Source organism: Curtobacterium sp. MCPF17_018, from assembly GCF_003234135.1.
In the GTDB taxonomy this organism is placed as follows: Bacteria; Actinomycetota; Actinomycetes; order Actinomycetales; family Microbacteriaceae; genus Curtobacterium; species Curtobacterium flaccumfaciens.
This window is the reverse complement of the sequence record NZ_QKSJ01000010.1, coordinates 45,498-69,865: the sequence shown is the minus strand read 5'-3', so window position 1 is coordinate 69,865 and position 24,368 is coordinate 45,498. Positions and strand designations below refer to the sequence as shown.

The window sequence follows — 24,368 nt, the reverse complement described above, 5'->3', positions numbered from 1 at the left end:
GGCCCCGTCCCGCCGCCACCGGATCCTCGGTGACGGAAGCGGCGGGGCCGTTCTCCGTCCCGCGGCGGCCCCGCGTCGGTAGCGTTGGCGACATGCCCACGCTGCTGCACATCGACTCCTCGGCCGAGCTCACCCACTCCCGCTCGCGCGCACTGACCGCGGCCTTCGCCGACGCCTGGCGCGCCCGCGGCCCGGAGTACACGGTCGTCCGGCGGGACCTGCACGTCGACCCGCTCCCCCACCTGGAGAGCTCGGCGCTGCACTGGGCCGCCGCCGACCGCACCGCCGAGGAGACCGTCGCGCCCGAGGCCGAGGCCCTGCGTCAGGAGGTCATCGACGAGCTCCTGGCCGCCGACGTCGTCGTGGTGGGTGCGCCGCTGTACAACTACACCGTGCCGTCGACCCTGAAGGCCTGGATCGACCGCATCCACGTGCCCGGCATCCTGACCGGCGGCGTGCAGCCCCTGGCCGGACGACCCGTCGTCACCGTGGTGAGCCGCGGCGCGACCTACGACGCCGGCACCCCGACCGAGGGCTGGGACCACGGCTCCCCCGTCCTGCACATCGTGCTCGGCACCGCGCTCGGCATGAAGCTGTACCCGATCACCGTCAGCGCGACCCTGGCCGACCGACTGCCGGACCTCGCACCGCTGGCCGACCACGCCGCCGCGGAGTTCGCCGACGCGAAGACGACGATCGAGCGCCTCGCGACGACGCTCGGCTGACCCGGTTGCCCAGGCGGGACCCCGTCAGCGGCCGTCGTCAGGCGGGCCGGATCTCGCCGGCCCGCCCGAGCAGCTCCGCGTGGAAGGCCGTCTGCGTCAGCGCGCTCGCGAGCAGGAACCCGGTCATCGACTCGATCCCGCCGCTGAAGGGCACCCGGGCCGCGACCTCGAACAGCGTCGGACGGTCCAGCGCATCGAGGGCCGCGGCGACGTGGCGTGACCGTTCCTCCCGGTGCCGGGCCAGGGTCTGCGCGCGGGTGACGACGTCGCGGAACCGGTACTCGTGCCCCGGGCAGACCTCGAGGTCGGCGTACGGGTCGAGCCGCGCGAGCGACGCCAGGTAGTCCCCGAGCGGATTCGTGCCGGTCCGGCCGCCGAGCCCGATGCCGGAGTTGATCCGCGGCAGCACGTGGTCGCCGGAGAACAGCAGCCCGTCGGCCTCGTCGAGGAAGCACACGTGCCCGGCCGTGTGCCCCGGGGTCCAGAGCGTCCGGATCGTCCGACCGGGGATCGGCAGCAGGTCGCCGTCCTCGAGCAGCACGTCCGCGTACGGCGGCTCGATCCGGCCCATCCCGATGCGGCGTCCGCTGCCCCACGCTTCGACGACCCCGGCCCGCAGGCGCTCGGGCAGCCCCCAGCTCGCGATGTCGGCGTCGTTCCGCTGGGCGTCCGTGCGCTCTCGTTCGAGCGCGCGGACCTCGAGGCCGTGCATCGCCACGCGCGCACCCGTCGCCCGGCGGATGGCCGCCGCGGCACCCAGGTGGTCGGCGTGCAGGTGCGTCACGGCGACGAGCGACACGTCGTCCAGGGTGCGTCCGATCGTGGCGAGCCCGTCCCGCAGCTCGGCGAGTCCGCCGTCGGCCGACCACCCGGGGTCGATCACCGCGAGCGAGCCGTCCGACCCCTCGACGACGTACACGAGGGTCGCGTCGGGCACCCCGAACCGGAACGGCACCGCGAGGGTCCAGATCCCCGGCCGGACCTGCTCGACGGGCGGCAGGACGCCGTCGCGGAGCGCGGCGGCCTGCACGGGGCTGATCGGTTCCGGGGCCGGCGCTGCCGGCGGGGGCACGGTCGTCACGCCGGCCACCCTACCGACGCGAGCCCGACCTGCCCGGGGTGAGCCGGGCCTCCCGGCCGCGCATCCGCGCGAGTAGACAGGACCCATGGAGATCGCACCGATGCTCGCCAAGGCCGTCGCCACCGTCCCCGACCCGGACAGCACGAAGGGCGGGCTGCGGTACGAACCGAAGTGGGACGGCTTCCGCGGCATCGTGACCATCGACGGCGACGCCGTGGAGATCGGCAGCCGCGGCGCCAAGCCGCTCACCCGGTACTTCCCCGAGCTCGTCGAGGCGTTCCGCGCGCAGTTCGGCGGCCGCGACCACCCGGTCGTCCTGGACGGCGAGGTGATCCTGCGGTCCGGCGAGCCCGGTGCCGAGCGCCTCGACTGGGAGGCGCTGTCGCAGCGCATCCACCCGGCGGCCTCGCGGATCGCCAAGCTCAGCATCGAGACCCCGGCGCAGTTCGTCGCGTTCGACCTGCTGGCCGTCGACGGGCAGGAGCTCCTCGACCTGCCCTTCGACGAGCGTCGCGAGCGCCTGGAACAACTCGGCGACGCGATGACCGACCCGCTCTTCGTCACCCGCACCACGCTCGACGTGGAGCAGGCCCGCGAGTGGCTCACCACCTTCGAGGGCGCGGGACTCGACGGCGTCGTCGCGAAGCCCCGCGCGCGGCCGTACGAGCCGAACAAGCGCTCCATGCTCAAGGTCAAGCACCACCGCACCGCCGACGTCGTCGCGATCGGCTACCGCGTGCACAAGAGCGGTTCCGGCGTCGGGTCGCTGCTGGTCGGCCTGTACGACGCGGACGGCGAGCTCCGCCAGGTCGGCGGCGTCTCCGCCTTCTCCGACAAGCGCCGGGCCGCGTTGATCGACGAGCTCGAGCCCGTCGTGCTCCGCGATGCGGACGGGAGGCCCGTCACCGGTGACGGGGAACGGTCACGGTTCTCGTCGGGTCGCGACACGTCGTTCGTCCGGCTGGCGCCGGAGCTGGTACTCGAGGTCCGGTACGACCAGATGGAGGGCGACCGGTTCCGGCACACCGTGCAGTTCGAGCGGTGGCGGCCCGACCGTGACGCGACGTCGTGCGGGTTCGAGCAGCTCGAGGTACCGAGTGCGTACGACCTGAACGACGTGCTGTCCTGACGGTGGAACGCGACCCGGTGTCCGTTTGTCGCTGTTCTGTCCTGGTTCCGGAAAAGTAGTTAGCCGAACTAGTGAAGCCGTGCCAGGATGATGTCAGCAGCACGAGGCGTCCAGCCCGGATGCCCGGATCGAAAGCGGTCGACATGAGCACCAGCACGCTTGTCCGCCACCCTCGGCGGAGCCCCTTCACAGAAGTCCGAGAGGCACGGCGCCAGCGCGTCCTGCAGCTCAGCGCGGTCATCAGCGCCATCGCCGGCGTGACCGCCACGGCACTCGCACTCGTCACGGTTGGACTCGGCTCGTGATCGTCGACGGCATCACCGACGTGCACCGCGGCACCTGGTCGCGGCTCACCCGCCTGCACACCGCCAGCATCGGGCTGCCGACGCACACCACGCGCGTCGAGGACCCGGACCGTCAGCGGGACGTCTCCTCCGCAGCCTGAGGCCCGGCTGCCCGGCTGCCCGGCTGCTCGGCCGCTCGGACTCAGCTGGGCTTCTTCGCCCGTGAGGGCTGCACACGCGGCGGCTCCCCGGGCATCTTCGGGAAGTCCGGCGGGAACGGCAGCTCACCCTCGCCGTTCGCCAGATCCCGTTCCCACCACTCGAGCAGCGGTGCGATGCTGCCCGGCTGCTCCCCCATCGACTCCCACGGGTCGCCGGTCGTCCGCAGCCGCTCCGGCACCGTCCGGATCGTGAATGCAGTCGGGTCGGCGGTTCGCAGTTCGTCCCACGCGATCGGCGTGGACACCGAGGCGTGCGCCAGTGCCCGAGGGCTGTAGGCGCCGGCCATCGTGCGGTCACGGTTCGCCTGGTTGAAGTCGACGAAGATCCGCTGCCCCCGCTCCTCCTTCCACCACGCCGTCGTGACCTGGTCGGGCATCCGGCGTTCGAGCTCGCGCGCCGCGGCGATCACCGCGTGCCGCACCTCGAGGAACTCGTGCTCGGGGCGGATCGGCGCGAACACGTGCAGGCCGCGGTTGCCGCTCGTCTTGATCCAGGTGGTCAGGCCGACCTCGTCGAGGACCTTCCGCAGCTCCTCGGCCACCGGCACCGTGTCGCCGAAGTCGGTGCCGGGCTGCGGGTCGAGGTCGATGCGGAGCTGGTCCGGGTGGTCGCTGTCCTCGGCACGAGAAGCCCACGGGTGGAACACCACCGTGTTCATCTGGGCTGCCCACACCGCCACGGCCGGCTCGTCGATGACGAGCTGCGGGTGCGACCGGGCACTCGGGTAGGTCACCGTGACCGAGCGGACGTAGTCGGGCGCGCCCTTCGGCGGGTTCTTCGAGAAGAACTGCTCGCCGTCGACACCGCCCGGGAACCGCTGCAGCGAGATCGGCCGGTCGCCGTTCGCCCGGACGAAGGCATCGCCCACCGTCACGAGGTACTCCGCCAGGTCGAGCTTCGTGATGCCCGCCTCGGGCCAGAGCACCCGCGAGGGGCTGCTGATCCGGACCTCGCGGTCACCGTCGGGTCCCGGCACCCGCACCGTCGTCGCTTCGCTCGCCATGCAGCGGACCGTACACGCGTGCCGGGTGCCTGCCCGCAGCCGAGTGTGCGCCTCGGCGCTCCCGCTGAACACCGGTGTTCCCTGGTCGAACACGCGCACGCCGGTGTTCAGCGCGCGGACACCGGTGTCTTGCGGCCAGGGGTCGGCAGGATGGGCGGGTGAACGCGTACCTCGGCATCGACCTCGCGTGGGGGCTCGGCTCCGAGCGCAAGGCCGCGAACGAGACCGGGCTGGTCGCGATGGACCACGACGGCACGATCACCGACGCCGGCTGGGCCCGCGGGGTCGACGCCGTCACCGACTGGATCGCTGCTCACCTCGGGCCACGATCCCTGATCGCCGTGGACGCCTCGCTCGTCGTGACGAACCCGACGGGCATCCGCGAGTCCGAGCGGCAGGTCGGGCAGCGCTACGGCCGGTGGAAGGTCGCGGCGAACCCGACCAACCAGGCGTCGGCGGCGAGCGCCGGTTCGGCGCTGCTCGACCGGCTGACCGCGCTGGGCGTCGGGTACGTCTCCGGCACGGAGTCGATGCGACGACGCACCGGTCCGGCGGTGTTCGAGTGTTACCCGTACACGACGCTGGTCGGGGTGGAGGAGCTCGGCTACGACGTGGAACGACCCCGGTACAAGCGGCTCGACCTCCGGATCCCCGCCGTCGAGGCACGTGCCCGTCGCGCCGAGGCCTTCGACGAGCTGGTCCGGCGGCTGCGCGAGACCCCGCTCGACCCGCCGCTGCTGCTCGACTCCAACCCGCTGACGCAGCGGCTCGCCGACCCGTCGGTGCTGCACGGTCCGACGCACAAGCACCGCGAGGACCTGCTCGACGGGGCCCTGTGCGCGTGGACGGCAGCGTTCTGGGAGCGACACGGCGACGACCGCGTGCAGATCCTGGGAGGTGAACCTCCCCACCGGCACGGCCCGGACGCCGCTGGCGCGTCGCCCGGGAACCGGCGGCGTGGGCCCACCCTCCCCACGGACCCGCTGGACGAGGCGGGCCGCCGGCCCGTCGTGGTGGCACCCGCGCGCCCGTCGCAGCGGAGGCCGCGCGGCTAGGGTTGAGCGGTGAGCGCGACGACCGAACCCCTGCACATCGGGCTGGTGTCGCTGCACACCTCCCCCGGAGACGAACCCGGTTCGCGCGAGGTCGGCGGCATGAACGTCGTCGTCCGGCACCAGGCCGAGGCGCTGGCCGACCTGGGCCACCACGTGGACATCATCACGCGCCGGTCCGCCCCCACGCAGCCGGACTCGGTGTCGCTCGTGCCGGGCGTGTGCCTGCGGTTCCTGTCCGCGGGGCCGGCGGAGCCGGTGCCCAAGGGCGAGCACGATGCGTTCATCGAGCCGTTCCGTCACGAGCTCGAGCAGCTCGGGCCGTTCGACGTCCTGCACTCGCACCACTGGTTCTCCGGCGCGGCCGCACTGCCCGTCGCCCGCGAGCGCGGCATCCCCCACGTGCAGTCGTTCCACTCCATCGCCGCGGACCCGGCCACACCGCTGTCCGAGGGCGAACGCCCCGAGTCGGCGGGCCGCATCGCCGGCGAGGAACTGCTGGCCCGCGAGTCGGACGCCGTCGTCGTGGTGTCCGAAGCCGAGGCCTCGACCGTGCGCACCCGGCTCGGTGGGGACGACGCCCGCATCTGGATCGTGCCGCCGGGGGTCGACGGGTCCGTCTTCCGTCCCGCCGCGGTCGGTGCGCGCCGCGCCGCCACCCCCTACGTGGTCGCGGCGGCGCGCGTGCAGCCGCTCAAGGGGCTGGACCTGGCGATCGAGGCCATCGCCGACATCAGCCTGGAGGCCCGCCCCACGTTGGTCATCGCGGGCGACGTCTCGAGTGAGGCGGGCGACTACGTGGACGAACTGCGTCGGCTCGCCGAAGCGCGGGGCATCGCCGACCACGTCACCTTCATCGGGCCGCAGTCGCGTGCGGACCTGGCGTTCCTGTTCCGCGGCGCGGCAGCCGTGCTCGTGCCGTCCCACTCCGAGACCTACGGGCTCGTCGCGCTCGAGGGCTCCGCTTCCGGGGTGCCGGTCGTGGCCGCCGCTGCCGGGGGTCTGCGTGAGGCCGTGGTCGACGGGGAGACGGGCGTCGTGCTCGAGTCCCGCGACCCGCAGGACTGGGCGGACGAGATCGAACGGATCCTGACGGATGCGCCGTACGCCGCCGGCCTCGCCGCTGCGGGGCGGGAGCACGCGGAGCGGCTGAGCTGGGAGCGATCGGCCGCGGGGCTCGAGGACGTCTACCGCCGGGTGCTCGGGCGATCGTGAGCGGGACGGGCGGGCGGTTCGCCGCGTTCTGGGCGGCGCTCGACGCCGTGCCCGTCGAGTCGGACGCCGAGGCGCTGTACGACGTCGGATCGGCCGCGGGCCGGCTGCGGCGCGCGAACCTGACGCGGTACCTGGAGCAGGCCGGGGCAGGGGCGGACACGTTGCTCGTGGCCGAGGCCCCGGGGTGGCGCGGCATGACGAACACGGGTGTGCCGTTCACGAGCATGCGCGAACTCGGGCCGGGGTACTCGGCGCCACCGGAGCCGACGGCACCGTGGGAGGCCTCGTCGCGCGTCGTGCACGCCGCGCTGGAGGGCTGGCGCGGTCCGCTCCCGGTCGCGTGGGCGATCTTCCCGCACCACCCCTTCGTGGCGCCGGACCGGCTGACGAACCGGACGCCGCGTCCCGCCGAGGTCCGCTCGGGCGCGCCCGTCGCGCTCGCGCTGCTGGAGGCCCTCGGCGGCGTCGACCGGGTCCGGGTGGTCGCCGTCGGTCGGAAGGCTCAGGGAGCGCTCGCCCTGGCCGGAATCGAGGCGATCGCCGTGCGGCACCCGGCGCAGGGCGGCGCGAAGCAGTTCACCGAACAGCTGCGGACGCTGGACCACTAGCCGTCGGTCCGTCCCGGTCGAGTCCCGCTCAGGCGGAGCGGACCTCGACGCCCTTGGCCGCGAGCCGCTCGGCGACGTGGGCGGGCAGCGGTGCGGCGGCGTACACGGTACGGAGCTCCGGCAGGTCGAGCACGTCGTCCCAGTTCTGCGGGTCGAAGCGGTCGTCCGAGCCGTCCCAGCCGGGGTGGACGTCCCGCAGCACCTCGAGGTCGGAGTCCACCGTGATCTCGGTGACGAGCGACAGGTGCGACGGCAGCAGGTCGAGGTCGTCGTAGTACTCGCGCGCCCGGTCGTCCTGCCCGTCGACGTCGAGGTCCTCGTCGGTCTCGTCCTCGGCGTCCGGGTCGTAGGGGTCGAGGACATCGAGGTCGTAACAGAGGACGTCGAGCACCAGGAGCTTCGCGTTGAAGTCCGCGAACTCGATGGGCTCCTCGGTGGTGTTCGACTGCTGGTCCATGGCCGGAGCGTATCCGTCGCCGAGCGACCGTGTTGCGATCGCGAGAAACCTCCCTGTGGGACTGGACAGAAAGGCATCTCGCGCGCAAGGGTGACGCATGGCCACCACCAAGACGGACCGCCCACAGCAGGAGCAGCACGAGCTCCGCCGGGTCATCGGTCCCAAGCTCCTGCTGCTCTTCATCGTCGGCGACATCCTCGGCACGGGTGTCTACGCGCTCACCGGCCAGGTCGCGGCCGAGGTCGGCGGGGCAGCGTGGCTCCCCTTCCTCATCGCGTTCGCGGTCGCGCTGCTGACGGCGTTCTCGTACCTCGAACTCGTGACGAAGTACCCGCAGACCGCCGGTGCCGCCCTCTACGTGCACAAGGCGTTCGGCATCCACTTCGTCACCTTCATCGTGACGTTCATCGTGATGTGTTCCGGGATCACGTCGGCGTCGACGGCATCGCGGGCGTTCGCGGCGAACCTCGGCGCCGGGTTCGGCATCGAGCTGCCGAACGGCGTGGTGATGCTCATCGCGATGGGCTTCATGCTCGCGGTGATGTTCATCAACTTCCGCGGGGTGAGCGAGAGCGTCAAGACGAACGTCGTGCTGACGCTCGTCGAGCTGTCCGGTCTCGTCATGGTGATCCTGATCGGGTTCTGGGCGATCGCGGGCGGCAACGCGGACTTCTCGCGGGTCGTGATGTTCGAGACGCCGGAGGACAAGTCCCTGCTGCTGTCGATCAGCACCGCGACGTCGCTGGCGTTCTTCGCGATGGTCGGCTTCGAGGACTCGGTCAACATGGCCGAGGAGACCAAGGACCCCTCGCGCATCTTCCCGAAGATCATGCTCACGGGCCTCGGCATCACCGCCGTGATCTACGTGCTCGTGTCGATCTGCGCCGTGGCCGTGGTGCCGATCGGTGAACTGGCCGGCAACGAGACCCCGCTCGTCACCGTCGTGCAGACCGCCGCGCCGGACTTCCCGATCGCCGACCTGCTGCCCTTCATCTCGATGTTCGCCGTCGCCAACACGGCCCTGATCAACATGATGATGGCGTCGCGCCTGCTCTACGGCATGAGCAAGCAGGGCGTGCTGCCGGGCTTCCTGTCCCGCATCTCCCCCGCCCGGCGCACCCCGTCGACCGCGATCGTCTTCACCACGCTCATCTCGCTGCTGCTGATCGGGTGGGTCTCGCTCGACCCGGACTCCCCCATCGTCGTCGTCCTCGGTGGCACCACCTCGCTGTTGCTGCTGACGGTGTTCGCCGTCGTCAACGTGACCGTGCTCGTGCTGCGCCGCGACAAGGTCGACCACAAGCACTTCCGCGCCGGCGTCATCATCCCGGTCATCGGCATCGTCACGTGCCTGTGGCTCGTCATGCCGTTCTCGTCCGGTCGCGACCCGCAGCAGTACCAGATCGCCGGCGCGCTGCTGGCCCTGGGCGTGCTGCTCTGGGTCCTGACCTGGTTCACCCACGGACGGAAGCAGGCCGAGAAGGCCCCGACCGGACTCGTGACGGAGCCGACGAAGGTGCAGCGCCCGCCGCACGACAGCTGAGCACCCACGCACGAATCCTGACGGTTCTGGTTCGCGAAGCCCCCGCTTCGTGAACCAGAACCGTCTCTCGTTGCCGGCGATGCACCTGCCCCGCGGCGAGCAACGAACCCCGACCGCGAACCGCGGAGCGTGCGATCACGGCGGGCCGCCGCACGCTTCCCAGGAGGCGCCCGTACGCTCGTGCTGCCCTTCCTGCTCCGCCCGCCCAGCCCGTCGAGAGGTCCGTCATGCGCCGTGTCGGCATCACCCTCGCCTCGGTGTTCGGCGCCGGGATCGTGGCGGTCGGCATCGGCGTGGTCGTCCTCGTCGTGATTGCGGTCAACTCGCTCGCCGACATCGCGAAGTCGAGCGCCGCCACCCCGACTCCCGCGTGCCCGGCCGTCGCCTCGAAGACGATCGGCGGGATGGTCGTACCGGCCGGACCCGTCGGCGGCTTCTGCCAGGACCGCCTGGTCAACGCCGCACACGTGATCGAAGCCGCCCAGGCACTCGGCATCGGTCCGCACACGCAGGCCGTCGGGGTCATGACCGCCATCGGGGAGTCGAGCCTGGTGAACCTCGACCACGGCGACGCAGCCGGCCCGGACAGCCGAGGCCTGTTCCAGCAGCGCGACAACGGCGCCTGGGGCACGTACGAGCAGCGGATGGACCCGTACACGGCCGCGTCGATGTTCTACGCGAAGCTGGTGAAGGTGCCCGGCTGGAAGACGATGAGCCCGACGCAGATGGCGCACGCGGTGCAGATCAACTCGGACCCGGACCACTACGCGAAGTCGTGGCCGCAGGCGAAGGCGATCGTCGAGGAGCTCACCGGCCAGGACGTGCCGGACACCGCTCCCCAGGGCTGACCGCTCACGAGGCCACCGCCTTCGTGTCCTCGTCGAACTCGACGATCGCGGCTCCCCCGGAGTGCACGACGACCTGTGCGCGGAGCCGGACCGACTGCTCGTCGAGGGCGCACGCGCAGGCGTCGACCCACTCCCAGTCCACCGGGTAGAGCCGGTCGGCGTCAGGACGCTCCCACACGAGCACGACGTCGACGGCCCCGAGCTGCGCCACGATGTCCGCGATCAGGGCCGCGAAGTCGTCCACGTGCTCGTCCGGGGAGTACGGCAGGTCGGCGATCGGCAGCAGGAACGGGATCGACATCCCCCGGTCGTCGAGGAACAGCACCCAGCACTGCCGGCGCAGCGGTCGTTCGACGACGGCTTCGACGAGTCGGACGACGTCGTCGTCGGTGCGGACGGGTTCACGGATCAGGCGGTCGAGCATCTCGGTGTCAGGCATGGCTCCAGCGTGTCGGTTCGAACACCGCCAGCGAGGCGCACCTCGGCTTCTGTGGAGAGACACGCGACCCTGCCCACCTGTGGAGGAAGAAGCGCCTAGATGCCGTGTGTGACCGAGCTGTCGACGAGCAACAGCGAGGCGAAGAACACCGCCACGATCGCCGCCATGCCGACGAGCACCACCGGCCAGGTCAGCCGACGCCGCACGAGCCGCAGCACGCAGACCGCGAGCGTCGCGACCAGTACCGCCGCCACGACGATCGGCCCCACGACGACGACCGAGTCACCCAGCGTCTCGTTGCAGGTGTTGCCCGGGGCCGCGCACGACACGAACGCGAGCGACATCAGTCTGATCGCCCACCCCGCTGCCAACGCGCCGACCGTGAGCACCACGAGCAGGGCGGTGGAGGCGACCACGTCCGCGACGCGGCTGCGGCCTGTCAGTGGGTGGCGGGCCTCCCGACCGAAACGTGCCGGACCGGACCCGAGCGGATCGGGACCCGCCCCGGCTGGCGGGCCGCTCTGGCGCGCGGGCGCGCCCATCAGGAGCGCCGGCCGCGCGTCGACCAGAGGGCGAGCGCGATGAGGACGGGCTGACCGAACAGGCGGACGAAGCGCTTCTCGTCACTGTCCAGACCGAAGGCATCGCGGCGGTTCACCCACTGCGACAGGTTGCCGGGGAAGATGACCGTGAAGAACACGGCCGCGACCGAGCCGACGAAGCGGCGGGTCGGCTTCGGAGCGAGTACCAGGGCCGAGCCGAGCGTGATCTCCGCGACCCCCGACGCGAGCACCGTCGTGTCGTCGTCCAGTGGGAGGAAGTCGGGCACCTGCGCCGCGAACTCCTTGCGCGCGAAGGTGAGGTGACTCGTGCCCGCGACGACGAGGACCAGGCCGAGCAGGACGCGGAAGACAGAACGCATGCCCCCATGGTGCCCGCTCCCTCGATCCGGTGCCCGCGCTGCGCGACGTGGACGTGCACGAAGCGAGGTTCACTCGCTATCATGCGGTCCATGGGAGCAGTCGCTCGGGACCACGAACCGCCGGCAGCTCCGGCGACCTTCGCGGTGTTGCTCGGACCGGTCGCGTTCTACCTCGGCATCATCGTGCCCGCGCAGTCGACCGTGCGGCACGTGCTGCTCGGCGCCGTGTTCGGGCTGGTGTGCGTGCTGAGCGGCTGGCGGGCGATCCGGATCGCCGGTCGGCGTCGAGCGGTGCAGGCGTGGTCGTGGATCGGCATCGTGATCGGGACCGCCGGGCTCGTCATGCTCGTCTGGCAGGTGCTCGTCATCGTCACCGGGGGCGCGTTCCCGCCGCCGTTCTGGTCGCCGTACGCCAACCGCTGACGCCGGGTCACCAACCGAGCGTGCCGGGGGCTCCCTTGAACGGTCCGACGATGTCCGACGTGATCCAGCCGCCGTAGAAGTCGCCGTCCTGCGCCTGGACCCGTTCGCCGCCGACCTCGCACGAGTCCATCGCGGACGGGTAGATCGCCACGCGTTCCCGCAGCGACTCGTAGCCGGGCACGGGCGTCGGGTAGTTCCAGGCGGCACGGCTCGCGACCGTCCCGTCGCCGCCGACGACGTCGAAGTAGCGCGCCAGGCCCTTGAACTCGCACATGCTCGAACCGGACGCCTTCACGAGCGCGCCCTCGGCCAGGTCGGCCGTCGGCAGGTAGTAGACCGGCGGGTGCGAGGTCTCGAGCACGCGGAGGGCGTCGGTCGTGTCGGCGACGACCGTGCCGCCGAGACGGACGACGACGCGGGCGGTGACCCGCTCGACGGCGGGTGGGCGGGGGTAGTCCCAGACGGACTCCTGGCCGGGGCCGGGCTCGGTCCTCTTCGGGTGGCGCATGCTCCAGGTCTACGCCCGGCGCCTGCGGTGCGCCGCGTGCGTGCGCGGGGCTGCTTTCGTGCGCCCGACCTTTCGCGCCCAGCGACAGTTCACGGGATCGGCGGCGCGAGAAGTGTCGCCCACCGCGAAACCCCGCCGCGCACGCGCTCAGCCAGCCGCCCGAACACCCACAGCCCGCACGTGCGCGCGACCGCCTCCGGGTGCACCATGGGCGGGTGACGACGACGACACGCACCCTGTTCCGACGGAAGCCCATCGACACGATCGATGACGAGGCCGGGGGCGAGGACGGCCTGAAACGGCACCTCGGTCTGTGGCAGCTCACCGCGATCGGCATCGGCGGCATCATCGGCGCCGGCATCTTCACCCTCGCCGGCACCGTCGCGAACGGCGTCGCCGGGCCCGCGGTGCTGATCAGCTTCCTGGTCGCCGGGGTCGCGAGCGCCGCCGCTGCCCTGTCGTACGCCGAGTTCGCGGGGCTCATCCCGAAGGCCGGCAGCGCGTACACGTACGGCTACGCGGTGCTCGGCGAGATCGTCGGGTGGTTCATCGGCTGGGACCTGCTGCTCGAGTACACGGCGATCGTGGCGGTGGTCGCGATCGGCATCTCCGGCTACGTGGGGTTCCTGGTCGGCCAGTTCGGCATCGACCTGCCCGCGTGGATGCTCGGCGCCCCGGGCACCGGTGACGGGCACGTGATCGACGTCTTCGCGATCGCGTTGTGCCTGCTCACCGCGTTCGTGCTGACGCGCGGCATCCGCAGCGCCGCCCGGTTCGAGTTCGTCGCCGTCGGCATCAAGGTGGCGCTCGTCGTGCTCATCGTCGTGCTCGGCGTGTTCCACATCAACAGTGCGAACTACTCCCCGTACTTCCCGTTCGGCTTCGGCGGCGTGATGACCGGTGCCGCGACCGTGTTCTTCGCCGTGTTCGGCTACGACGCCATGTCCACCGCGGCCGAGGAGTCCACCGACGCCCGCAAGCACATGCCGAAGGCGATCCTGCTGTCCCTCGGCATCTCGATGGTGCTGTACGTCCTGGCGACCCTCGTGCTCACCGGGATGCAGAAGTACACCGACATCGACCCGGCGTCGGGCTTCTCGTCGGCGTTCGCGTCCGTCGGCCTCGGCGGTGTCGCCAACGTCATCGCGATCGGTGCCATCGTCGGCATCGTCACGGTGCTGGTGACGTTCATGCTCGGTGCTTCGCGCGTCTGGTTCTCGATGAGTCGCGACGGCCTGATGCCGAAGTGGTTCGCGAAGACCGACCCGAAGCGGCACGTGCCGACCCGCGTGACCTGGATCCTCGGCATCGCGTCGGCGATCCTGGCCGGGGTGCTGCCCATCGGTGTCGTCGCCGAGCTCACGAACATCGGCATCCTGCTCGCGTTCGTCGTGGTGTGCTCGGCCGTGGTGGTGTTGCGCTACCGGCAGCCCGACCTGGACCGCCAGTTCCGGCTGCCGTTCATGCCCGTCATCCCGATCATCGGCGTCATCGCGTCGCTGTGGCTCGTCACGTTCCTGCAGTGGGAGACCTGGGTGCGGTTCGCGATCTGGTTCGCGATCGGGCTCGGGGTGTACTTCGGGTACTCACGACGCCACAGCAAGTTGGCGACGGGCGAGGTGACCGGCGGTAAGCCCCTGCGCGACTGAGCACCCGACGCCCGGGAGGACCTGCCGGGTGCTCGCTCGTGAACAACCGGGTGTCGGCACGTTGCGATTCGGTGACGACTCTCGCTCCCCATCGCGGGAAGTGCCAGAGCTCGGGAGCTCACGTCAGCGATGGGGACTACTGAGGCCGCTTAACCGATCCGACACCGCTGCACGAGCACGTGCCCGGAGCACCAGCGAGCACACGCAGACGAGGGGCCTGCCAGATCGCCGGCAGGCCCCTCGTCCGTGCAGTGGTCGGTGGTCAGCGCTTGAGCTCGCTGACCAGGCCCGCGCGGTTCTTCTTCGCGACCGCGATGATGCCCTCGACGTTGCCGGCGGCCTGGATGGCGACCGGTTCGCCGTACTGCGCCGCGAGTGCAGCGCGGAGGTTGCCGAGCGAACCCGGGACGTTGTAGGCCGACTTCAGCTCGTTGAGGAAGTCGGTGTCGATCTCGACCGCCGTGAACTCGCCGACGAGCCAGGTGCGTCCGTTGTTGGTGATGAGCTTCATGTCTGTGTCTTCCTGTCGTTCGTTGACGGGCGGTGCTGGTTCTTCCGGCTGGTAGGAGCCGTCGTACTCGAAGTGCCACGGTTCACGGGAGTCGAAACCGTCGCCGACCGGCTGCCAGCCGAAGGTCGGGCCGTTGGCGTTCATCCACGCCTTCTCGGGCGTGCCGTAGCTGTTGACACCTCCGCTGAAGTCCACGGCCCGACCCAACCCGTGGATCGAGGTCCCGGGGTACGCCGCCTGGTTGAACCCAGGCTTCTGCTGGATGTACCCCTGGTAGAGGTACTCCTGGCGCGCGTAGTCCCGGTACCCCTCGGCCATCGTCATCGGCTTGTTGAGCGCGGCCTGGTACGCCTTGCCCAGGGCGGAGTAGGCCGTGGCGGCGCTCGCCAGCAGGTACTGCTTGCCCAGGGCGTTCGTCGACTCCGCCACGTAGGTCAGCTCGCTGACCGGGATCTTGCCGTTCGCGAACTCTTCGGCCGCCCTGGCCGAGAACGCACGATCCCGCGTCGAGGTCGACTCGGGGTACGACGGGTACGTCAGGTTCGACGGCTCGATGCCGAACGCCCGAGACGTGCCACTGAGCGTCGCCGCAGTGACTGCTGCCGCGGCAGCGAAGAGCAGGACGGATCGTCTGCTCGTCTCCCCGAGGAAGACGGGATGACCGTCGTCCTCGGTCGGACCGGATGGACTGCTCATGGAGCTCCCCTCAGGGGGTACGCCCCTCGCACCCCCCCGAGCAGACTGTCAGTTCTACCCCAGGCCGGGGGACCCCCATTTCGAGGGGCGCTCACGCTGCTGGGAGGAGCAGAGCTCAGCGCCGCAACGTCTCCCGCGGGTACTCCCCGAACCGGTTCGCGTACACCGAGGCGAACCGCCCCATGTGCGCGAAGCCCCACCGCCGGGCGACGTCCGCCACCGAGGTCGCCTGCGGGTCGAGGATCCGAAGTTCCTCGTGCACCCGCCCGAGCCGCACCTCGCGCAGGTACGTCATCGGCGAGCGCTCGAACGCCCGCTGGAACGACTCCTGGATCCCGCGGATGCTCAGCCCCGCGGCCTGCGCGATGTCGGCGACGGTCAGGGGCTCGTGCGCGTGCGCCTGGATGAACTCGACCGCGGCCCGGAGGCGTCCGTCGCTGCGGGTGCCGTAGCCGGTGGGGAACCGTTCGGCCTGCAGCGGGTAGATCCGGAACAGCGCACGGGCGACGTCGCGCTGCGCCTCGTGCCAGGCGAGGGACCCCTCGCCCTCCTCGCGGAGGGCCCGGAGCGCCCCCGACACGGCGGTGCGCCAGAGTCCGACGGCGGCGGGGTCCGGCGCCGCGGTGGTGTCGAACGCCATGGTGCCGTCGACCAGGTGGTCCTCGGCGGCGACGTCGAGCACCAGGTCGCGGCGCAGGTGCACCAGGCGCTGGTCCCAGTCCTGGTACTCCATCTCGAACCGGCGCTCGACGGGGAACATGGTGGGGATGCCCGGCTGCATGCGGACCTCGTCGCGGCCGACGTCGACGCGGGCCTCGCCGCGCTCGAGCCACTGCACGACGACCTCGCCCTCGGTGGCGACGTCTCCCCGCAGGTACCCGTGCATCTGGGAACGGCGGATGCTCAGCCGTTCGTCACCGACGCCGACGTACTTGAACCAGTAGTCCTGGTCGAGGGCTCGGGAGTACCAGGACTTGCCCGCGTACATGCCAGCGAGCGAGCTGATGGCTTCGTCGGTGTCCTGGCCGGCCACGGCGACGAGCGAGCGTGGTGGAGCAGGCAGGTGGGCAGGCGACTGCGACTCGGTCGTGTCGGTCATGGGAACACCTCTCTCTCCTGGAGCAGAGCGGTGTGGTCACCTCCGGGTGGTCCCCGGCCTGCCCTCTCACGCTAGGGAGCAGCGGGTGGTCCTACAACCAGGTTGCGTTCCGCGGCCTAACGGCCGGTCCAGCGAACCCAGCCGTGCACCTGCGCCGCTGCGCTCTCGAACGACGAGTGCCCGCCGGTCAACGAGTGGTCCGGGGAATCGACGGTGTACGAATCAGTGCGGGTGATGTCGCACACGACCTCGGAGTCGAGCAACCCGTTCCAGTGGTCGGCTGAGTCGCGTACCCACCGCAGTCGGTCCGGCATGAGGTTCCAATCGATTCCGTGGACCGCTGTCGTCGCGCTCCGAGTTGGACGGTAGTCCTGTCGCATGTGCGGCGCACAGAGTGGCGGCGCGGATCGTCGGTGGTGGCTGGCACGATGGTCCCGTGCCTGCTGCCCCGATGATCGACGCCGTCGACGTCATCCGCTTCGTCGGGCCGCAGACCTTCGGCCGCGCACGCGACGTCGTCCGCGCCGGCCTGGTGGACGACGCCACCTGGCACGACGACGACGGCACGGTCACCGCGGTCGTGTCCGGCACCGCCGACGACCCGTACGAACTCCGCGTCGACACCACCCCGGCACGCGGCGACTTCGTCCGCCCGGTCCGCAGCACCTGCAGTTGCCCGCTCGGCGGCGACTGCAAGCACGTCGCGGCCGCGCTCCTCACCATCAACGCCCGCGCCCTCGCCGCGAACGCCGGCCCACGCCCGGAGACGCCGGCTCCGCCGCCCTCGGACTGGAGGCACGACCTCGCCCGCCTCGCCGGTGACGACGAACGGGCGCCCACCCCGCAGGGCACCCGGATGGGACTGCAGTTCGAGTTGCGTGACGCGGTCCCCGCCAAGCTCGCCTCGCGCGCCCGTGCCGCCGGCCGCGCCCTGCCGGCTCCGTCCCGCAGCGTGCGGCTCGGGGTCCGTCCGGTGACCCGCAGCGACGCCGGCAACTGGGTGCGCGGGCAGCTGACCTGGGGCACGCTCCCCTACTCGCAGAACCGGCTCGGCGTCGGGGCCGAGCAGCACGCCTGGTTCCTGCAGCTCGCCGCCCTGCACCGTGCCGGGCAGCTCGCGGGCCTGCCGGGTGAGAGCGACTGGCTGCACCTCGACGACTTCCGGAGCCCCCTGCTCTGGCCGCTCCTGCAGCAGGCCGCGGCACTCGACATCGCCTTCGTCACCGGCAAGCGCGAGGGCGGTGCGGTGCTCGGCACGCAGGCCCAGGTGCTGCTCGACGTGGCCCGACACGACGGCGCCGTGGTGATCGGCGCGAGTGCCGTGCTCGACGGCCGGCCCGTGGTGCCCGGAGCAGCGCGGATGATCGGCGACCACGGCGTGTACGTGTTCCGCGAGAGCCCCGAGTTCACGGTGGCCGTCGCACCGACCCCGGCGCCGGTGCCCGAGGACCAGCGGCGCATGCTCGTCGAGGGCACCCGGATCACCGTGCCGATCGCCGAGGTCGAGGAGTTCCTGGCCGACTGGTCGCCCCGGTTGCGCGGCGCCCTCGGCCTGGTCAGCTCCGACGGCTCGGTGGAGCTGCCCGAGCGCACCCCGCCCGAGCTCGTGCTCACCGCGACCTTCGAGCCGGCCCGGGCCCCGCGCACCGACGACCGCGTGCACCTGCACTGGCACTGGCACGTTGACGGCCGGAAGGACCCGGTGTCCCTGCACGGTCCGCTCCCCGAACTGTCCGGGCTCCGTGCCGCCGACGATCCGGCCGGCACCGAGGACGCAGCCGTGGCGGACCCGCCCGCGGCCACGGTCACGGTCACGGCCGTGGAGCCGACCACGGCGACGACGCCGGACGACGACGTGACGCAGGCCGGGCCTCCCGTCCGCCCCGCCGGACCCGGTGGCGGACTGGACTGGTTCCAGGACGGCACCATCGACGGGGCCGACGTCGCGGTGTTCGCGAACGAGTTCCTGCCCGAGCTGCCGTCGCTCGGCGTCCGCACCGTCGTGCAGGGCGAGCGGCTCGACTACGAGCGGTTGAGCGGGCGGCCGCACATCCGTGTCACGACGATGCCGTCGGACAAGCACGACTGGTTCGACCTCGGCATCATCGTCAGCGTCAACGGCAAGCAGATCCCCTTCACGCCGTTGCTCACCGCGCTCGCTGGTCGGCAGCGACGGCTGAAGCTCGTCGACAACTCGTACCTGTCGCTGGCCGACCCCGCGTTCGACCGGCTCAAGGAGCTCATCGACGAGGCCCGCGACCTGGACGAGTGGGAGCCCGACCAGCCGATCGCCGTCACGCCCCTGCACGCCGGGCTGTGGTCGGAGTTCGACCTGCTGGCCGACGAGACCTCGCACGACGAGCGGTGGCAGGCGATCGCCTCGGGGCTGCTCGGGGCGACTCCCCCGGGTGACGTCCCCGTGCCGGACACCGTGCACGCCGACCTGCGGCCGTACCAGCACGCCGGGTACGCGTGGCTGTCGTTCCTGGTGACGCACGGCATCGGCGGGGTGCTCGCCGACGACATGGGCCTCGGCAAGACCCTGCAGGTGCTCGCGATGGTCGCCGCACGTCGTGCCGCGGAGCCCGACGCGCCCCCGTTCCTGGTCGTCGCACCGACCTCGGTCGTCGGCAACTGGGCAGCCGAGGCGGCCAAGTTCGTGCCGTCGCTGCGGGTCGCGACGGTGACCTCGACGTCGCTGAAGGACCCGGGGCTCGTCGCCCGGACCGCCGCTGCGTCGGACGTGGTCGTCACCTCGTACGCGCTGCTCCGGCTCGACGCCCGCGCCTGGACCGACCTGCCGTGGTCGGCGCTGGTGCTCGACGAGGCCCAGTTCGTGAAGAACCCGCAGTCCCAGACCCACCGTGTGGCCTCGGAGCTGCAGGCACCGGTGAAGTTCGCGATCACCGGCACCCCGCTCGAGAACGGACTGACCGACCTGTGGGCACTGTTCCACATCGTCGCGCCCGGGCTGCTGTCCACCTGGACCCGGTTCGGCGACGACTACGTGAAGCCCCTCGCGTCGCCCGAGCTCCGCGGCGAGGCCCGGCAGGAACTCACCGGGCGGCTGCGCCGACGGATCCGGCCGCTCATGCTCCGCCGCACCAAGGAAGCCGTCGCGGCCGACCTGCCGCCGAAGCAGGAACAAGTCGTCCGGGTCACGCTCGACCCCGCGCACCGGGAGCTGTACGAGCGCACCCTGAACCGGGAGCGCCTGAAGGTCCTCGACCTGATCGACGACCTGTCGAAGAACCGGATGATCGTGTTCCGGTCGCTGACGCTGCTGCGGATGCTCGCGCTGTCGCCGGCGCTGGTGTCGACGCCGGCGAGCGACTCGGACGGTTCCGCACCTCAGATCCCCTCCGCCAAGCTCGACCTGCTGCTCGACGAACTCGAGCAGCTCGCCGCGGAGGGCCGTCGCGCCCTGGTGTTCAGCCAGTTCACCTCGTTCCTGCGGATGGTGTCCGACGCCCTCGACGCCCGCGGCATCGGCTACGAGTACCTCGACGGATCCACTCGCAAGCGCCCGGAGGTCATCGAGCGCTTCCGGCAGGGCACGGCCCCGGCGTTCCTCATCTCGTTGAAGGCCGGCGGGTTCGGGCTCACCCTGACCGAGGCGGACACCGTGTTCGTGCTCGACCCGTGGTGGAACCCCGCCGCCGAGTCCCAGGCCGTCGACCGCACGCACCGCATCGGGCAGACCCGGTCGGTGAGCGTCCAACGGTTCATCGCCGAGGACACCATCGAGGAGAAGGTCCTCGCCCTCGCGGCCCGCAAGGCCGAGCTCTTCGCCACGATGATCGACGACGACGCCCTGTTCGCCGACGACCTGACCGCCGACGACATCCGCTCCCTGCTGACCTGATCCGCACCGCCCGCACCTGCACCCGCACCACCGTTCCGCCCTGCACCACCTGGAGTCCCACCGCATGACGTCCCACCGACGCCGCAGCCGCATCACCCTGACCTCCGTCCTCGTCGTCCTGGCCCTCGCCGTCGGCGGGTACGCGCTCGATGCGTCCGGCGTCCTCGGACCGGACGCCGACGCGGCGGGCACGACCAAGGGGGGAACGACCGCGGCGGGCGGTCCCACGGCCGGGGAGACGACCACCATCGGACCGCAGCAGGCGTCGTCGGGGGCGACCCCCGCCTCCAGTCCGACCGTCAGCCGCGGAACCGACGCCGACGCGGTCCGCGCACGCACCCAGCTCGCCGACCTGCCCGTCAAGGGCAAGGCCGCCGGCACCGGCTACGACCGCACCGGCGACTTCGGCAGCGCCTGGCTCGACGTCGACCGCAACGGGTGCGACACCCGGAACGACGTCCTCGCCCGCGACCTCGCCGACATCACCCGCGAGGGCCGCTGCAAGGTGCTCACCGGCACCCTCGTCTCGCCGTACACCGGCGCGACGGTGGACTTCGTGCGCGGCAACACGACCTCGACCCTCGTGCAGATCGACCACGTCGTCGCGCTCGAGAACGCCTGGCGCACCGGGGCCCAGCAGCTCACCGAGACCGAGCGGCAGGCGCTGGCGAACGACCCGGCGAACCTGTTCGCCGTCGACGGGCGGTCCAACTCGCAGAAGGGCTCCGGCGACGCCGCCACCTGGCTCCCCGCGAACAAGGCGTTCCGCTGCACCTACGTCGAGCACCAGGTCACGGTGAAGGCGAAGTACCGCCTGTGGGTGGCTCCGGCGGAGCGGGACGCGATGGCCCGGGTGCTGGACGCCTGCTGACGTCGGGCTGGCTGCCGCCGCTGCCGTCAGCGCGGCCGGCGTGGGCGGTCTCCCCGGGCGTGACGCAGCCCGCGCCCCTCACGCACCAGCCAGATGATCGACAGGACGAGCAGCACGAGCGCGAGCCGGGCGAGCCAGAGGAGCGCGGGGTTCGCGGCGTCCCGGAACGGCAGACCGGCGAGGACCCCGATGGCCTCGAGGAACCGCCCGGCCCGCCCGAGGTACCCGTGGTCGGTGCTCGGGACGGCGACGGTGACCGCGACGGCGAACACCAGGACGGACAGGAACACCGCCCCGGCCGACGCCGCGGTCCTGCTCGATCCCTTCGCGCCGATCAGAGCGCCGACCATCGACACGATCGGCAGCACGACGAACATGTCGACCACCCAGGCCAGCAGCAACGCGATCGCGGACAGGAAGCCGAACACCAGCGACAGGAACCACGCGCTCGGGTCGCCCTCGCGGATCGCGAGCACGCCGCCGAACGGCAAGCCGAGCACGATGAAGACCAGGTCGAGCACCAGCAAGTCGAGGAACGAGCGGCGCGACTCCCGCGACGTCCGCTCCTGCGCGGACCGACGGTTCCGGGTCGCGATGTCGTTCAGCGGGTTGTAGCGCACGCCCACGACGAGCCCGGCGACGGTCATCGCCGCCACCACTCCGGTGATGCCGCTGCCCCAGTCCGGGTCGCGGGACAGCGTCAGCGCAGCCGTCTCCGCGACCGCAGCGAGCACCGGGACCAGGGCGATCGCGAGCAGCACGCCGTGTCGTCGCGTCCCGTCCCACACCAAACCGCGCATCCCCACGGGACAGCACCTTATCCAGGCATCAAGCGGTCCGGCGCCGCTGGGTGTCGGCTCGGAGGCCCGGCGTGCCTCCGCCCCGCGTGGCAGGCTGCGGACATGGCTGAGCAGCTCACGGTCCCACAGGCGTTCGCGCTCCTCCAGGTCGAGCCCGACGGACGCCACGCTCTCGATGGTTCGACGCTCGACACGGGTCTCGCGGGAGCGGTCCTCGCCGACCTCGCGCTGCGCGGTGTCGTCTCACTGCAGGACGGACTCGTCACCGTCGTGAACGGCGCCGCAACGGGCGACCCCGTGCTCGACGGCGTGGTCGGCTCCATCGCGGCGGCCGGTGCACCGCGCAAGGCGAAGTGGTGGGTGAGCCGACTCGGCAAGCGCCAGCTGCGCGACGACGTGTTCGCCGGACTCGTCGAGCGCGGCGTCATCAGGGTCGAGCAGGGGAAGGTGCTCGGCCTCTTCCCCACCACGAAGCACCCGGAGCGGGACGGAGCCCCGGAGGCGCTGCTGCGATCAGGCATCGCGGACGTGCTGGCTGGCCGGGCAGGACCCACGCCGTTCTCCGCCGCGGTGATCGGCTTGCTCGACGCGACGAACACCCTGCGCAAGCAGTTCGGTGCCGTCGACAAGGACCTGGTCAAGGAGATCACCTCGGGCACCTGGGCGAGCCCGGCGGTGAAGGCTGTGCTCGAGGAGATCGAGGCCGCGACGATGGTCGTCATCATGGCGGGCACCATCGCAGCGACGGGTTCGATCACCGCGAGCTGAGGTCGGCGCTGCCCTGGGCGATCCCTGGCGTCCGGGGCATCGGCAACCAGCCCGGGTACGCGACCTCGACGCCCGGCGCACGTCCGCGTGCGCCGGGCACGGCCTGGAGGCGCGGCTCGGCCCCGCCGTTTCCGCCGACCGTGACAGCATGGCTGGCGTGAGTACCGATGAGACGAACGGATCAGCTTTCGGCCGAGGCGTCGACAAGGCCCCGCCGACCGCGTCTGCCGAACTGCGACGCAGGATGGCCGCCTCGCCGGCGGGCTTCCTGCGCAGCGCGGCGTGGGTCCCCTGGAAGGCGGCGGGCACTCCAGAGGCCGGCAGCGTCGCCCACGTCATGATCCGGGACAAGCCGTTCGTGCCCGTCTTCACCGACCCGGGCGAACTCGCCGCCGGTTTGCCCGACGCCGAGGGGCGTCCGGTGCCGATGTCCGAACTCGTGTCCGCGCTGCCCGAGGAGTTCGGCATCGTGGTCGATCCCACCAGTGCGGCCGAAGCGAACTTCCTGCACGCCGACGTCCTCGCCGAGATGCGGGTGCAGATTCAGGGTGGCGTCCCGACTGCCGACGACTGATGCCCCTTCCGAGCGGGTGCGGGGGCAGGTGCCGGCGGCACGCCGTCGCCACTCGACGAACGCTTGAATAGGCATACCAATCAAGCGTCGGGAGCCCGGGATCGTACCGGTCCGCAGTGTTCAGGCATGGCCAACCCGTCAACCCAGTTCTGGGGATCGCTCACGTCGACGTTGCCCATCAGGATGGGTCCGTCGGACTGAGCGGACGGGGGAACGACGATGCCGTTGGGCGGGCCAGGACCACGAGATTGGTCCCCTCCGGAGTACTCGTCAGGGCCCTCGCGAAGCGGTCCGCGCCGGCTGCCGACACTCAACGCGCCATCACCGCTGCTGAACGCGAAGCCGCGCAGGCGCACGAGGCACTGGGCGTTCGCGACCCTTGCGATGCTGCTCGGCCTCGGCAGCGTGGTGATCGCACTCGTCGAGCCGCAACGGTCCGGGATCCAGACGGGCTTCATCGTCTCGACGATCGGCATCTCGGCGATCGTCTTCGGCGTGCAGGCGATCAAGACCGCACGATGGGGCTCGGCCGCTGCGCGGGCGTTCGGCCGCGGTGGGGTGATCCTCGGCTGCGTCGGGACGGCGCTCATGGCGTACGCGGTCATCGGGTCTGCTCTGGCCGGTACCGGCGTCCACCTACCAGCACTCTCGCTCCCGCTCGAGAGCAGGAGCGCCGCCGTCGGCTCGGTCGCGGTCCCGTATCGCTCGGCGATCGCTGCCCCGGTGGAGTCTGCTGTTCCGGCAGCGACGCCGGAACCTGCCGCGCCACCAGCTCCGATGAGCGTCGAGACCGAGCGGTCGGCCGTTGTGCAGAGCGCGGGCACGCTCGCCTTCGTCATGGAGCAGAGGTTCGGCGCCGGTCCGTACCCGTCGACCCTGTCCGTCGGGATGACCGCGCCGGAGCGGATCCTCCTGCCCGACGACACCGGCCTCGCTGCCGTTCCTGATGGCGCACGCGTCCTCTACTCCGTCGCCCCGGACGGCTCCGCGTGGACCGTCACGATCATCGGAGCGCGGTTCGGGGCGGTGGCGACCTACAGCTCGACGATCGGCACCGTCGAGTCGGGGTGACCCCC

General features: G+C 71.5%; 27 protein-coding genes. 16 read left to right on the top strand and 11 right to left on the bottom strand.

All coding sequences use genetic code 11. The features are described from left to right. Positions 1 to 92 precede the first annotated feature (92 nt). Positions 93 to 725, top strand: coding sequence for an FMN-dependent NADH-azoreductase (locus tag DEJ27_RS12690; protein WP_111091060.1), 633 nt, complete (start codon positions 93 to 95; stop codon positions 723 to 725). A 37-nt stretch (positions 726 to 762) separates the two neighbouring features. Here the strand turns inward: DEJ27_RS12690 and DEJ27_RS12685 are convergent, their stop codons facing one another. Then, positions 763 to 1,806: an MBL fold metallo-hydrolase gene (locus DEJ27_RS12685; RefSeq protein WP_181430155.1), complete on the bottom strand. Its 1,044-nt coding sequence runs from the start codon at positions 1,804 to 1,806 to the stop codon at positions 763 to 765. An 85-nt stretch (positions 1,807 to 1,891) separates the two neighbouring features. Between DEJ27_RS12685 and DEJ27_RS12680 the strand changes: the two genes are divergently transcribed. The 3 genes from DEJ27_RS12680 to DEJ27_RS17815 all read left to right on the top strand — a co-directional run bounded on the left by DEJ27_RS12680 (position 1,892) and on the right by DEJ27_RS17815 (position 3,380). Further along, positions 1,892 to 2,935, top strand: coding sequence for an ATP-dependent DNA ligase (locus tag DEJ27_RS12680; protein WP_111091059.1), 1,044 nt, complete (start codon positions 1,892 to 1,894; stop codon positions 2,933 to 2,935). 143 nt (positions 2,936 to 3,078) lie between these two features. Beyond that, a complete protein-coding gene (locus DEJ27_RS17820; RefSeq protein ID WP_163343780.1) occupies positions 3,079 to 3,240 on the top strand; it encodes a hypothetical protein in 162 nt (53 codons plus the stop codon). Continuing rightward, positions 3,237 to 3,380 (top strand): hypothetical protein, encoded by a 144-nt coding sequence (locus tag DEJ27_RS17815; protein ID WP_155896788.1) that lies wholly within the window; start codon positions 3,237 to 3,239, stop codon positions 3,378 to 3,380. Before DEJ27_RS17820 ends, DEJ27_RS17815 begins: the two co-directional genes overlap by 4 nt. A 41-nt stretch (positions 3,381 to 3,421) precedes the next feature. Here the strand turns inward: DEJ27_RS17815 and ligD are convergent, their stop codons facing one another. Next, positions 3,422 to 4,444: a non-homologous end-joining DNA ligase gene (ligD, locus tag DEJ27_RS12675; RefSeq protein WP_111091058.1), complete on the bottom strand. Its 1,023-nt coding sequence runs from the start codon at positions 4,442 to 4,444 to the stop codon at positions 3,422 to 3,424. 158 nt (positions 4,445 to 4,602) lie between these two features. Between ligD and DEJ27_RS12670 the strand changes: the two genes are divergently transcribed. The 3 genes from DEJ27_RS12670 to DEJ27_RS12660 are packed head-to-tail and all read left to right on the top strand — an operon-like array spanning position 4,603 to position 7,319. Continuing rightward, complete coding sequence (locus tag DEJ27_RS12670; protein WP_181430154.1) at positions 4,603 to 5,499, top strand: DUF429 domain-containing protein; 897 nt, start codon at positions 4,603 to 4,605, stop codon at positions 5,497 to 5,499. Positions 5,500 to 5,508: 9 nt separating this feature from the next. Continuing rightward, positions 5,509 to 6,711, top strand: coding sequence for a glycosyltransferase (locus DEJ27_RS12665; protein WP_111091056.1), 1,203 nt, complete (start codon positions 5,509 to 5,511; stop codon positions 6,709 to 6,711). Further along, positions 6,708 to 7,319 (top strand): uracil-DNA glycosylase, encoded by a 612-nt coding sequence (locus DEJ27_RS12660; protein WP_111091055.1) that lies wholly within the window; start codon positions 6,708 to 6,710, stop codon positions 7,317 to 7,319. Before DEJ27_RS12665 ends, DEJ27_RS12660 begins: the two co-directional genes overlap by 4 nt. Before the next feature lie 28 nt (positions 7,320 to 7,347). Here DEJ27_RS12660 and DEJ27_RS12655 read toward each other — a convergent pair whose 3' ends face one another. Further along, positions 7,348 to 7,776, bottom strand: a complete 429-nt coding sequence (locus tag DEJ27_RS12655) for a DUF6892 domain-containing protein (protein WP_110862542.1) — start codon at positions 7,774 to 7,776, stop codon at positions 7,348 to 7,350. 97 nt (positions 7,777 to 7,873) lie between these two features. Between DEJ27_RS12655 and DEJ27_RS12650 the strand changes: the two genes are divergently transcribed. Both DEJ27_RS12650 and DEJ27_RS12645 read left to right on the top strand, forming a co-directional pair. Further along, on the top strand, positions 7,874 to 9,319 hold the full coding sequence (locus DEJ27_RS12650) for an APC family permease (protein ID WP_071247213.1): 1,446 nt from the start codon (positions 7,874 to 7,876) through the stop codon (positions 9,317 to 9,319). 227 nt (positions 9,320 to 9,546) lie between these two features. After that, on the top strand, positions 9,547 to 10,167 hold the full coding sequence (locus tag DEJ27_RS12645) for a hypothetical protein (RefSeq protein WP_111091054.1): 621 nt from the start codon (positions 9,547 to 9,549) through the stop codon (positions 10,165 to 10,167). Between the two features lie 4 nt (positions 10,168 to 10,171). Here the strand turns inward: DEJ27_RS12645 and DEJ27_RS12640 are convergent, their stop codons facing one another. The 3 genes from DEJ27_RS12640 to DEJ27_RS12630 all read right to left on the bottom strand — a co-directional run bounded on the left by DEJ27_RS12640 (position 10,172) and on the right by DEJ27_RS12630 (position 11,528). Beyond that, positions 10,172 to 10,606, bottom strand: a complete 435-nt coding sequence (locus DEJ27_RS12640) for a hypothetical protein (protein WP_110862539.1) — start codon at positions 10,604 to 10,606, stop codon at positions 10,172 to 10,174. 95 nt (positions 10,607 to 10,701) lie between these two features. Continuing rightward, entirely contained in the window at positions 10,702 to 11,148 is a 447-nt protein-coding gene (locus DEJ27_RS12635; protein WP_220035389.1) for a DUF6264 family protein, read from the bottom strand. Beyond that, a complete protein-coding gene (locus tag DEJ27_RS12630; protein ID WP_111091053.1) occupies positions 11,148 to 11,528 on the bottom strand; it encodes a DoxX family membrane protein in 381 nt (126 codons plus the stop codon). Before DEJ27_RS12630 ends, DEJ27_RS12635 begins: the two co-directional genes overlap by 1 nt. Positions 11,529 to 11,618: 90 nt before the next feature. Here DEJ27_RS12630 and DEJ27_RS12625 point away from each other — a divergent pair, with 90 nt between their 5' ends. Next, complete coding sequence (locus DEJ27_RS12625; protein ID WP_111091052.1) at positions 11,619 to 11,951, top strand: hypothetical protein; 333 nt, start codon at positions 11,619 to 11,621, stop codon at positions 11,949 to 11,951. A gap of 7 nt (positions 11,952 to 11,958) precedes the next feature. On the opposite strand, the gene DEJ27_RS12620 is transcribed toward DEJ27_RS12625, so the two are convergent. Continuing rightward, on the bottom strand, positions 11,959 to 12,459 hold the full coding sequence (locus DEJ27_RS12620) for a DUF427 domain-containing protein (RefSeq protein ID WP_110862536.1): 501 nt from the start codon (positions 12,457 to 12,459) through the stop codon (positions 11,959 to 11,961). A gap of 215 nt (positions 12,460 to 12,674) precedes the next feature. On the opposite strand from DEJ27_RS12620, the gene DEJ27_RS12615 reads away from it, so the two are divergent. Further along, positions 12,675 to 14,108 carry an amino acid permease gene (locus DEJ27_RS12615; protein ID WP_110862535.1) on the top strand — a complete coding sequence of 478 codons (1,434 nt, stop codon included), beginning with the start codon at positions 12,675 to 12,677 and terminating at the stop codon, positions 14,106 to 14,108. A gap of 262 nt (positions 14,109 to 14,370) precedes the next feature. On the opposite strand, the gene DEJ27_RS12610 is transcribed toward DEJ27_RS12615, so the two are convergent. From DEJ27_RS12610 to DEJ27_RS12600, 3 genes are all read right to left on the bottom strand, one after another. Continuing rightward, positions 14,371 to 15,315, bottom strand: coding sequence for a D-alanyl-D-alanine carboxypeptidase family protein (locus DEJ27_RS12610; RefSeq protein ID WP_111091051.1), 945 nt, complete (start codon positions 15,313 to 15,315; stop codon positions 14,371 to 14,373). A gap of 115 nt (positions 15,316 to 15,430) precedes the next feature. Further along, positions 15,431 to 16,414 (bottom strand): helix-turn-helix domain-containing protein, encoded by a 984-nt coding sequence (locus tag DEJ27_RS12605; protein WP_110862533.1) that lies wholly within the window; start codon positions 16,412 to 16,414, stop codon positions 15,431 to 15,433. A gap of 116 nt (positions 16,415 to 16,530) precedes the next feature. Beyond that, positions 16,531 to 16,728: a hypothetical protein gene (locus tag DEJ27_RS12600; RefSeq protein WP_110862532.1), complete on the bottom strand. Its 198-nt coding sequence runs from the start codon at positions 16,726 to 16,728 to the stop codon at positions 16,531 to 16,533. A 122-nt stretch (positions 16,729 to 16,850) separates the two neighbouring features. On the opposite strand from DEJ27_RS12600, the gene DEJ27_RS12595 reads away from it, so the two are divergent. Next, on the top strand, positions 16,851 to 20,279 hold the full coding sequence (locus DEJ27_RS12595; protein WP_146244698.1) for a DEAD/DEAH box helicase: 3,429 nt from the start codon (positions 16,851 to 16,853) through the stop codon (positions 20,277 to 20,279). Positions 20,280 to 20,343: 64 nt separating this feature from the next. Further along, positions 20,344 to 21,150: an HNH endonuclease family protein gene (locus tag DEJ27_RS12590; RefSeq protein ID WP_258370353.1), complete on the top strand. Its 807-nt coding sequence runs from the start codon at positions 20,344 to 20,346 to the stop codon at positions 21,148 to 21,150. A 26-nt stretch (positions 21,151 to 21,176) separates the two neighbouring features. On the opposite strand, the gene DEJ27_RS12585 is transcribed toward DEJ27_RS12590, so the two are convergent. After that, positions 21,177 to 21,911: a hypothetical protein gene (locus tag DEJ27_RS12585; RefSeq protein WP_111091049.1), complete on the bottom strand. Its 735-nt coding sequence runs from the start codon at positions 21,909 to 21,911 to the stop codon at positions 21,177 to 21,179. A gap of 141 nt (positions 21,912 to 22,052) precedes the next feature. Here DEJ27_RS12585 and DEJ27_RS12580 point away from each other — a divergent pair, with 141 nt between their 5' ends. The 3 genes from DEJ27_RS12580 (at position 22,053) to DEJ27_RS12570 (ending at position 24,363) form a co-directional block, all read left to right on the top strand. Then, complete coding sequence (locus DEJ27_RS12580) at positions 22,053 to 22,718, top strand: GPP34 family phosphoprotein (RefSeq protein ID WP_111091048.1); 666 nt, start codon at positions 22,053 to 22,055, stop codon at positions 22,716 to 22,718. A 148-nt stretch (positions 22,719 to 22,866) separates the two neighbouring features. After that, positions 22,867 to 23,292: an SseB family protein gene (locus tag DEJ27_RS12575; protein WP_111091047.1), complete on the top strand. Its 426-nt coding sequence runs from the start codon at positions 22,867 to 22,869 to the stop codon at positions 23,290 to 23,292. 384 nt (positions 23,293 to 23,676) lie between these two features. Then, positions 23,677 to 24,363 (top strand): hypothetical protein, encoded by a 687-nt coding sequence (locus DEJ27_RS12570; RefSeq protein ID WP_111091046.1) that lies wholly within the window; start codon positions 23,677 to 23,679, stop codon positions 24,361 to 24,363. The last annotated feature ends 5 nt before the right edge of the window (positions 24,364 to 24,368 follow it).